This is a genomic window from Pantoea sp. LMR881 (assembly GCF_027157825.1).
Lineage (GTDB): Bacteria > Pseudomonadota > Gammaproteobacteria > Enterobacterales > Enterobacteriaceae > Pantoea > Pantoea haifensis.
Genome location: NZ_JAPVOK010000002.1, coordinates 88,985 through 99,420, shown reverse-complemented (window position 1 = coordinate 99,420; position 10,436 = coordinate 88,985). Strand labels below are relative to the sequence as shown.

Below are 10,436 nucleotides of genomic sequence, written 5' to 3'. Positions count from 1 at the left end.
TGCTAATTGTCAGGATTAACGCGTTAAGATTAACGCAGCAGAGACAACATCGCCTGTGGAACCTGGTTGGCCTGCGCCAGTACCGAGGTACCCGCCTGCTGCAGGATCTGCGCGCGTGACATATTTGACACTTCAGTCGCGTAGTCAGAGTCCTGAATACGGCTGCGTGCTGATGACAGGTTGTCAACGGTGTTGTTCAGGTTCGTAATGGTTGACTCGAAACGGTTCTGCGACGCACCCAGCGAGCTACGTTGCGTATCAACAGCTTTAATCGCAGCATCGATATCTTCTAAAGGCTTGCCAGCACCTGCTGTCGAGCCTGAAACCTGGCCGCTCAGTACATCAAAGCCAACTGCATCTACTGTACGGTCTTCACCGTCTACTGCATCCAGGCTGGAAGCAGCAACGGTGTTAGCGTAAACACCACTCGCAGCAGCAGAAGTCGTGCCGTCTGTACCGGCAGAAGCCAGGTTCCAGCCCGCTGCGCTGTTGATTTTGATTGAAATGGTTTCACCATCTTTTGCACCCACCTGGAAATCATAAGATTTCGCCGCTGAGCCAGAGTTGTTCAGGATTTTCTTGCCATTGAAATCGGTCTGCGTGGTGACACGGTCGATTTCTTCCATACGCTGGTTAACTTCAGACTGGATGGAGTCGATGTCGGATGCTGAGTTTGAGCTGTTCTGCGCCTGTACGGTCAGGTCACGGATACGCTGTAAGTTGTTGTTGATTTCGCTCAGCGCGCCTTCAGCGGTCTGCGCCAGAGAGATACCGTCGTTGGCGTTACGTGACGCAACGGTCAGGCCGTTGATGTTAGAGGTAAAGCGGTTAGCAATTGCCTGGCCCGCAGCGTCATCTTTGGCGCTGTTAATACGCAGGCCAGAAGAGAGGCGCTCAATCGCCGTACCCAGAGAAGACTGTGATTTGCTCAGGTTGTTCTGAGTGGTCAGGGACAGGGTGTTGGTATTAATAACTGCCATGATGGTATTCCTTAAAGTCTGATTAACATTAGGCTTCCGGCTCATGGCCTTATCACCTTTCAATAACATTATCGACAACGCAGCAACATGCTTTAGCGTTTTTTATATAAAAATAACGTTATTTTTATATAAAAAAAGCGTCCATAAATGGACGCTTTGGTAATTAAGAGCAGAATTAAAGTCAGGATTAACGCAGCAGCGACAGCATCGCCTGTGGAACCTGGTTGGCCTGCGCCAGTACCGAGGTACCCGCCTGCTGCAGGATCTGCGCGCGTGACATATTTGACACTTCAGTCGCGTAGTCAGAGTCCTGAATACGGCTGCGTGCTGATGACAGGTTGTCAACGGTGTTGTTCAGGTTCGTAATGGTTGACTCGAAACGGTTCTGCGACGCACCCAGTGCACTACGCTGCGTGTCAACAGCCTTGATTGCTGCGTCAATGTCTGCCAGTGGCTCTGTACCAGACGGAGCTGCAGTTCCGCTTACTTTACCTGCGATGACATCAAAGCCAACTGCATCTACTGTACGGGCTTCATCATCTACTGTCGCCAGGCTGGAAGCAGCAGCGGTGTTAGCGTAAACACCACTCGCAGCAGCAGAAGTCGTGCCGTCTGTACCGGCAGAAGCCAGGTTCCAGCCCGCTGCGCTGTTGATTTTGATTGAAATGGTTTCACCATCTTTTGCACCCACCTGGAAATCATAAGATTTCGCCGCTGAGCCAGAGTTGTTCAGGATTTTCTTGCCATTGAAATCGGTCTGCGTGGTAACACGGTCGATTTCTTCCATACGCTGGTTAACTTCAGACTGGATGGAGTCGATGTCGGATGCTGAGTTTGAGCTGTTCTGCGCCTGTACGGTCAGGTCACGGATACGCTGTAAGTTGTTGTTGATTTCGCTCAGCGCGCCTTCAGCGGTCTGCGCCAGAGAGATACCGTCGTTGGCGTTACGTGACGCAACGGTCAGACCGTTGATGTTAGAGGTAAAGCGGTTAGCAATTGCCTGGCCCGCTGCATCATCTTTGGCGCTGTTAATACGCAGGCCAGAAGAGAGGCGCTCAATCGCCGTACCCAGAGAAGACTGTGATTTGCTCAGGTTGTTCTGAGTGGTCAGGGACAGGGTGTTGGTATTAATAACTGCCATGATTAAATTCCTTAAAAGTTGAGTAACATTAGGCTTCCGGCTCATGGCCTTACCGCCTTCCCCTACCATTATCGTCAGCAGGGTAACTTGCTTTAGATCAACTTTTAAGAAATTTTAAATATCATTTAAATTCAAAAGATAAATAAAAAAAGCGCCGAGTCTTCGGCGCTGTTTTAAAACTGTTTTGGAATTAACGCAGCAGCGACAGCATCGCCTGTGGAACCTGGTTGGCCTGTGCCAGTACCGAGGTTCCCGCCTGCTGCAGGATCTGCGCGCGCGACATGTTAGAGACTTCAGTCGCGTAGTCAGAGTCCTGAATACGGCTGCGTGCAGCAGACAGGTTGTTCACCGTGTTATTCAGGTTAGTAATGGTGGACTCGAAGCGGTTCTGCGACGCACCCAGCAGGCTGCGCTGTGAGTCTACCGACTTGATGGCTTTATCAATATCTGCCAGCGGCGTGGTACCGGTAGCATCGCCCGCTGCACCGCCGGTCACCGCACCTTTCAGGACGTCAAAGCCGGTTGCTTCCGTGGTGCGGTCGGCACCATTCACCGTGTCGGTACCTGCTACCATTGCACGGGTATTCAGATCAGTCGCTGAGCCTGCTTTTGCCAGGTTAAAACTGTCGCTGGCACCGATAGTAATGCCAATCTGCTCACCATCTTTAGCACCAACCTGGAAGCTGTAATCTTTTGAACCCGCCGCAGTGTTCAGAATTTTGATGCCGTTAAAGTCGGTCTGCTCGGTTACGCGGTTGATCTCTTCCATACGCTGGTTAACTTCAGCCTGGATGGAGTCGATGTCTGACGCTGAGTTTGAGCTGTTCTGCGCCTGTACGGTCAGGTCACGGACGCGCTGTAAGTTGTTGTTGATTTCTCCCAGCGCGCCTTCAGCGGTCTGCGCCAGAGAGATACCGTCGTTGGCGTTACGTGACGCAACGGTCAGGCCGTTGATGTTAGAGGTGAAGCGGTTGGCAATCGCCTGACCTGCCGCATCGTCTTTTGCACTGTTAATACGCAGACCTGAAGAGAGGCGCTCAATAGCAGAGCCCAGAGCAGACTGAGATCTGGTCAGGTTATTCTGGGTAGTCAGAGATAAAGCATTGGTATTAATAACTGCCATAATATTATTCCTCTTAAATAAATCACTGGGTTCAGGTTTAATTTCACTGGCCACTTTGCCGTCATGAAAATTATCGACACCCGCTCAGCAACCTTTAGCTTAAATAAGGGAAAATCAGGAAAAATAATATATTTAACAAGTAATTTCAATTCTGGTAATTTTATTTAAAAGCAAAACAATCAACTCACTAAATTTTCGCTATAAATTTAACAACACATAAAAATTAAAAATATTTTAAATAATGCAAACCACTTTTTTTTTGCAAAAAAACAGAAAACGTTAAAAATAATCTCACGGCATTAACAGCCTGCATTCTTAAAGGTAAGGTTAACACCAGGCATATCACAACCAGAGTCAGCGAAATTAATTAAGGCAGACCCACACATGATACTTGTATGAAAATGATCTAAGGCCGCATAAAACGAAAAAACGGAGCCACAAGGCTCCGTTTGTAAAATTATTTTTAATATTAACGCAGCAGCGACAGCATCGCCTGTGGAACCTGGTTGGCCTGTGCCAGTACCGAGGTTCCCGCCTGCTGCAGGATCTGCGCGCGAGACATGTTAGAGACTTCAGTCGCGTAGTCAGAGTCCTGAATACGGCTGCGTGCAGCAGACAGGTTGTTCACCGTGTTATTCAGGTTAGTAATGGTGGACTCGAAGCGGTTCTGCGAGGCACCCAGCAGGCTGCGCTGTGAGTCTACCGACTTGATGGCTTTATCAATATCTGCCAGCGGCGTGGTACCGGTAGCATCGCCCGCTGCACCGCCGGTCACCGCACCTTTCAGGACGTCAAAGCCGGTTGCTTCCGTGGTGCGGTCGGCACCATTCACCGTGTCGGTACCTGCTACCATTGCACGGGTATTCAGATCAGTCGCTGAGCCTGCTTTTGCCAGGTTAAAACTGTCGCTGGCGCCGATAGTAATGCCAATTTGCTCACCATCTTTAGCACCAACCTGGAAGCTGTAATCTTTTGAACCCGCCGCAGTGTTCAGAATTTTGATGCCGTTAAAGTCGGTCTGCTCGGTTACGCGGTTGATCTCTTCCATACGCTGGTTAACTTCAGCCTGAATGGAGTCGATGTCGGATGCTGAGTTTGAGCTGTTCTGCGCCTGCACGGTCAGGTCACGGACGCGCTGTAAGTTGTTGTTGATTTCGCCCAGCGCGCCTTCAGCGGTCTGCGCCAGAGAGATACCGTCGTTGGCGTTACGTGACGCAACGGTCAGGCCGTTGATGTTAGAGGTGAAGCGGTTGGCAATCGCCTGACCTGCCGCATCGTCTTTTGCACTGTTAATACGCAGACCTGAAGAGAGGCGCTCAATAGCAGAGCCCAGAGCAGACTGAGATCTGGTCAGGTTATTCTGGGTAGTCAGAGATAAAGCATTGGTATTAATAACTGCCATAATATTATTTCCTTAATTTAATGATTGGGTTCAAATTTAATGCCCCTGGCTATTCCGCCGTCATGAAAATTATCGACGACGGTGCAACAACCTTTAATTTAAATAAGAGAAAATTAGAAAAATAAAATATAATTAACAAAAATGCTTATCGCCAGAAACACTGCATAAATACAAGTAATCACCTGCAATTTCTTGCCAGTCGAAATTTTCACACACTTTATACAACCGAGACATTTCATTAAAATAATCCACACTATTTTTAACCCCACCTGACATTAAAAAAGAGAGAGCTGACCGGGTGCGGCAAGGGGGAAACTATTATTTCTTCGCATAATCAATAAAGACAGTGGCACTGGTATCTTCTGCAGCCTGACCGTAAAAGAAATAGTTTATCAGCTAAAATCTTCAGCAACTTTTGGTGACTTTGCCTGACATACCCGGCAAATAATAAATTATGATTTAAACCAGCCGAATGAAACTTCAAACGAAAAAACGCCGCAACAAGGCTCAGGATTAAGGATCAAGTAAGATTTAACACAGCAGTGGCAGCATCGCGGGTGAAATCTGGTTACATAGTATCATCACTACGATACCTGTCTGCCCCAGGCTCTGCGTACGTGACTGATAAGTCCCCGGTCTCGTAACAGAGTATTGAACAGGGCCGGGTGCAGCTGACAGGTTGTTCGGGATCTGGCCCGAGGCCATACACCCTGCATTGTTTATCACCCACTATCAGAACTTTTGCAAAGAGCAGAAACAGGCCGTTCTGCCCGCTTTATTTGAGCCATTGTTTTTTATTTTTATCTCTAATATTTACCGCATCGCTGCCGATACTTCCCCCAGTGATTGACGACAAAATAAGGATGAAACTATGGCAAGTGTAAGCTCACTGGGCGCGGGTACGGATCTGGATCTCTCTACTTTATATGACAGTCTTGAATCAGCAGAACAATCGCGTCTGACGCCGATTACTACCCAACAGACCTCTTATAAAGCCAAGCTGACCGCCTGGGGCGTGGTGCAAACAGCCTTAGAAAAGGTACAGACGGCTGCGGCTGCGTTAAAAGATACGTCAGCGATTGCTTCTACCAAAGTCAGCAGTACGAACTCCGCGTTTAGCGCCACGTTAGCCAATGACGCCGCAGCGGGTAGTTTCTCCATTGAAGTAACACAGCTGGCCAAAGCACAGTCGCTGCTTTCACAAGCTGCCACCAGCAAAGATACTGACTTAGGTGACAGTAGCCTGGCTTCGCGCACCATTACCATTGCGCAAAGTGGCCAGGACACGCCAATGACCGTCACGCTAAGTCAGGATCAAACCAGCCTGGCGGATATCCGTGATGCCATCAACAAACAGCAAGGCAGCGTGACCGCAAGTATCATCAAATCTGATGATGATACTTATTATCTGGCGTTGACTTCACGTGATACCGGTACGGCCAATGAGATGACGATCACTACTGATGACTCGGCGCTGGCGCAGTACATCAGCTATGACAAGTCAGGTAGCAGCAATGGCATGACAGAGCAGGTAGCTGCGGCTGATGCCATGCTCAAGATCAACAGCATTGAGATTACCCGCAGCAGCAATACCGTGACGGATGCGCCAGAAGGCGTAACCCTGACGCTGACCAAAACCAACGTCGGCAGCCCTGAAACGCTGACGGTGGATAAAGATAATCAGCCGATGGTGGATGCAGTACAGGCCTATGTTGATGCCTATAACTCGCTGCAGACCACTATTTCTAACCAGACCAAATATACCTCTGTCGATCAAGGTAGCACCACGCAGGATACCAGTAACGGTGACTTGTTAGGTGACGGTACGCTACGCAACATCCAGACGCGTCTGCGATCCACGCTTTCATCGTCACAATCGGGCGGAAGTTACTCGCTGCTGTCTCAAATCGGCATTACCCAGGACGTCAACGGTAAGCTAACGGTTGACAGCACTAAGCTGAACAAAGCCCTGAATGAAAAGTCAGCCGACGTGGTGACCTTTTTATCAGGTGACGGTAAAACCACCGGTTTTGCTACTCAGACCAGCAATTTACTGGATGATATTCTTGCCTCTGATGGTTCATTACAAAATGCCACCGACGGTATCAATCAGTCCCTGAAAAAGCTTTCTGATGATTACGATCGTGTGAACGCATCCATTACCGCCACCATGGCGCGTTACAAAACACAGTTCACCAGCTTGAGCACCCTGGTTGCATCCATGAATTCAACATCGAGCTATCTGACACAGCAATTCGAAGCGATGAGTTAGTAGGAGCAATACTATGTACGCTAAATCAGGCATTCAGGCCTATGCACAGGTCGGCGTTGAAAGTGCCGTGATGAGCGCCAGCCCGCATCAACTCGTGGTTTTACTTTTTGATGGCGCACTGAGCGCCATGAAAAAAGCCACTATTTTGATTGAGCAGGGAGATATTCCCGGTAAAGGGCAGGCAATTTCAAAAGCAATTAATATCATCACCAATGGCTTACGTGCCGGCCTGAACCATGAGGCTGGTGGTGAAATCTCTGCCAATTTAGACAACCTTTATGACTATATGATCCGGCGTCTTTTACAGGCAAATTTGCACAACGATCCCGCTGTCATCGCAGAGGTTGAAGGGTTGTTGACCAATATTGCTGACGCCTGGAAACAAATCGGCCCTCATTATCAACAAGAGCAGGACTCGTATTAATGAACACGCACCTCGATCTGCTACAGGGGTATCAGCAGTTACTTAAGCTGAGCAACGCTATGCTGGCGCAAGCCAAACAGGGACAATGGGATGATCTGATTGCTTGTGAAATGACCTATCTTCGCAGCGTTGAGAGTGTCGCACGCGATCAAGATATCAGTGGCTTTACATCGAAGCAGCAAATGCAAATTCGCCCGCTTTTAAAGCAGGTGCTGGATAATGAAAATGAATTAAAAGGTCTGCTTTTTGGCCGCATGGATGAACTGCGATCGTTAGTCCAAACGACAACGCAACAACAGAAAGTGACTTCGGCTTATGGACGTCTTTCAGGAAATATTCTCTACCCTTCCGACCACTAAAAACTGCTTTTTTGCGGGTGAGAACAATATTTTTTCTCACCCGCGTAATTTCCCACTCTTGTCTCATACTTCCACTTCCTTTGGTTGCTGGAAACCTGTCATGCAAAACCCAACCTTATTGCAGTTTTTCCATTGGTATTACCCGGACGGCGGCAAGCTGTGGCCGGAAGCTGCGGAGAAAGCGGCCTGGCTTAATGAAATTGGCATAACCATGGTATGGCTGCCGCCTTGCTATAAGGGCGATTCAGGCGAAAATTCGGTGGGTTATGATGCCTACGATCTGTTTGATCTCGGTGAGTTTAACCAAAAAGGCAGCGTTGCCACTAAATATGGTAATAAGCAGCAATTATTAGCGGCTGTTGATACGCTACGCAGCCATAACGTCGGGGTTTTAGTTGACGTGGTGCTTAATCATAAAATGGGCGCGGACGAAAAAGAGCGGATCAGCGTTAATCGGGTTAATCCAGATAACCGTGAAGAGATCAGTAGTGACGTGATCGAATGCGAAGCCTGGACGCGCTTTAATTTCCCGGTTCGGGCAGGCCAGTATTCAGCATTCGTTTGGGATCATAAATGCTTTAGCGGTGTCGATCATATCGAGAACCCCGATGAGAACGGCGTATTTAAAGTCATTAATGACTACACAGCCGAGGGCTGGAGCGATCAGGTTGATGATGAGTTAGGCAATTTTGATTATCTGATGGGTGCCAATATCGACTTTCGCAACAAGGCGGTAAGCGAAGAGTTAAAATACTGGGCGCGCTGGATGATGCAACAACTCCCCTGCTCCGGTTTTCGGCTGGATGCGGTGAAACATATTCCCGCATGGTTTTACAAATCCTGGATCGATCATATTCAGGAGGTTGCAAAAGAACCGATGTTTATCGTTGCGGAGTACTGGTCGCATGAAATCGACAAGTTGCAGCAGTACATCCATCAGGTCGAAGGCAAAACCATGTTGTTTGATGCGCCGCTGCATATGAATTTTCATTACGCATCCCAGCAAGGTAGTGATTACGATCTCAGCCAGATCTTTGCCGATTCGCTGGTCGTAGCCGATCCCTGGCATGCAGTCACGATCGTGGCCAATCACGATACCCAACCGTTGCAATCACTGGAAGCACCAGTAGAAGCCTGGTTTAAGCCTCTCGCCTACGCGCTTATTTTGCTACGTGAACAAGGGGTGCCAACAGTGTTTTATCCCGATCTGTTTGGTGCCAGTTATGAAGACGAAGGCGGCGATGGTGAAGTTTATAAAATTGACATGCCAGTGATTCCTGAACTTGAGGGTTTGATACGTGCGCGACAGCTTTATGGCTGGGGAATGCAAACTGACTACTTTGATCATCCCAACTGCGTTGCATTCAGCCGCAGCGGGACGGAAGAACATCCGGGCTGCGTAGTAATTATGTCTAATGGCGATGAGGGCGAGAAAACGGTTGGCATGGGTGACGGTTATGCTGGTAAGTCATGGCGGGATTATTTAGGACATCGCGAAGAGATAATAACCGCAGATGAAGATGGCAATGCCGTGTTTATTTGTAATGGCGGCAGCGTCAGCGTTTGGGTGCTGGCGGAATAATGCCCCAGAGCATCGCCCTCTCTCTGTGGGAGAGGGCTGAGATAAAGGCATTAAATTGCAAAGGTATAATTAAACGCCTTACTGCTCACTATTTTGCGAAATCACTGTGCGCATCACTTCCGGCTCAATATTTTGAATCACCGCCGCATCGGGTTGTTTTGCCACGGCAGCCTCGGCTTTCTGGCAGTCAACCGTGGGTCGATCAACTTTACGCAGCATTAAGCCATCATATTTCAGTTCATTATCTTCAACCGTCAGCGGCATGACGCGCAGCTGGCGCGTCACGTTCACATAATCACCACTGAGTAAGGTCAACTTTCCTGGCTTTGCGATAATACGTTGCCACTGGCGGCAATCTAAGGTACTGCCATCCGCGTTAATTATCAGGCTGGCGATCGCCTCATTGCTGACCAGATCCGCCTGCGGGCCGACAGTTTGCCAGTTGCCCTGTAAATGAGCCGGTGCCGGTGTTTTTACCGCACTTTCATAATTGTTAATCTGGGCACAGCCACTCAACGCCAGCGCGGCGATTAGCATCCACTTTTTCATCTTCAATCCCTAAGCTCGCTTCAATGGCGGCTACGTTATAATTTTTCCAGTGAGTCGCGCAAGGTCTCTGCGTAACAGCCAGCGGCTTCAGGTTCAGTTTTTATCCTTCAGCCTGGCCGCACCCTGCCTGACAACAGGATGACAACAGGTTACACTGGCGAGCTGCAACACACATTCAGGAACCCAATTATGAAAACGCCAGAAGCCTACTATGCTCAGGCACGCGAAATGTTTTTCGCCGCGCATGCTGATTTCCAGGCTGCACTTGATGAACTGACCGAAAGTGATGCGCGGGCGGCGAATTTATCACTGCGTCAACTGCGTGAATGGCACGCTGAGCGAATTTACGCCGCATTTTTACGCCAAAAAAATCTTGATGGCATGATATTTTCTATTCAGCTTGCAGAGCCTGATAAAGCTGTCGCTGCGGAAGCGATCGAGACGTATCTCAAATCACATGCAGAATCGTTGGGCATGACGTGGGAAGAATTTTGCATCAAAAATGAGCTGTAACGGAGATTATAGAAAAAGTGCATTTGACTTACACCTCCAACCAGACAAAATTCGCAGGATAAAGTTGTACAATGAATTAAAAGTTGTATAA

General features: G+C 48.7%; 10 protein-coding genes. 5 read left to right on the top strand and 5 right to left on the bottom strand.

Annotation, left to right across the window (positions count from 1 at the left end; genetic code table 11):
- Positions 1–29: 29 nt before the first annotated feature.
- From O3W44_RS02145 to O3W44_RS02130, 4 genes are all read right to left on the bottom strand, one after another.
- Entirely contained in the window at positions 30–980 is a 951-nt protein-coding gene (locus tag O3W44_RS02145) for a flagellin N-terminal helical domain-containing protein (RefSeq protein ID WP_269291812.1), read from the bottom strand.
- Between the two features lie 187 nt (positions 981–1,167).
- The gene (locus tag O3W44_RS02140; protein ID WP_269291811.1) at positions 1,168–2,121 is read right to left on the bottom strand and encodes a flagellin N-terminal helical domain-containing protein; all 954 of its coding nucleotides are present in this window, start codon (positions 2,119–2,121) and stop codon (positions 1,168–1,170) included.
- 190 nt (positions 2,122–2,311) lie between these two features.
- Positions 2,312–3,244: a flagellin N-terminal helical domain-containing protein gene (locus O3W44_RS02135; RefSeq protein ID WP_269291810.1), complete on the bottom strand. Its 933-nt coding sequence runs from the start codon at positions 3,242–3,244 to the stop codon at positions 2,312–2,314.
- A 469-nt stretch (positions 3,245–3,713) separates the two neighbouring features.
- Positions 3,714–4,646 carry a flagellin N-terminal helical domain-containing protein gene (locus O3W44_RS02130; protein ID WP_269291810.1) on the bottom strand — a complete coding sequence of 311 codons (933 nt, stop codon included), beginning with the start codon at positions 4,644–4,646 and terminating at the stop codon, positions 3,714–3,716.
- 871 nt (positions 4,647–5,517) lie between these two features.
- Between O3W44_RS02130 and fliD the strand changes: the two genes are divergently transcribed.
- From fliD to amyA, 4 genes are all read left to right on the top strand, one after another.
- Positions 5,518–6,918, top strand: coding sequence for a flagellar filament capping protein FliD (gene fliD, locus O3W44_RS02125; RefSeq protein WP_269291809.1), 1,401 nt, complete (start codon positions 5,518–5,520; stop codon positions 6,916–6,918).
- A gap of 13 nt (positions 6,919–6,931) precedes the next feature.
- Positions 6,932–7,342 (top strand): flagellar export chaperone FliS, encoded by a 411-nt coding sequence (gene fliS / locus O3W44_RS02120; RefSeq protein WP_269291808.1) that lies wholly within the window; start codon positions 6,932–6,934, stop codon positions 7,340–7,342.
- On the top strand, positions 7,342–7,701 hold the full coding sequence (gene fliT, locus O3W44_RS02115; RefSeq protein ID WP_269291807.1) for a flagella biosynthesis regulatory protein FliT: 360 nt from the start codon (positions 7,342–7,344) through the stop codon (positions 7,699–7,701). The genes fliS and fliT overlap by 1 nt, the downstream gene beginning before the upstream one ends.
- A gap of 100 nt (positions 7,702–7,801) precedes the next feature.
- The gene (gene amyA / locus O3W44_RS02110; protein WP_269291806.1) at positions 7,802–9,283 is read left to right on the top strand and encodes an alpha-amylase; all 1,482 of its coding nucleotides are present in this window, start codon (positions 7,802–7,804) and stop codon (positions 9,281–9,283) included.
- 78 nt (positions 9,284–9,361) lie between these two features.
- Here the strand turns inward: amyA and yedD are convergent, their stop codons facing one another.
- Positions 9,362–9,832 carry a lipoprotein YedD gene (yedD, locus tag O3W44_RS02105; protein WP_269291805.1) on the bottom strand — a complete coding sequence of 157 codons (471 nt, stop codon included), beginning with the start codon at positions 9,830–9,832 and terminating at the stop codon, positions 9,362–9,364.
- A gap of 189 nt (positions 9,833–10,021) precedes the next feature.
- Between yedD and O3W44_RS02100 the strand changes: the two genes are divergently transcribed.
- On the top strand, positions 10,022–10,345 hold the full coding sequence (locus tag O3W44_RS02100; RefSeq protein ID WP_269291804.1) for a DUF6388 family protein: 324 nt from the start codon (positions 10,022–10,024) through the stop codon (positions 10,343–10,345).
- Positions 10,346–10,436: the final 91 nt, after the last annotated feature.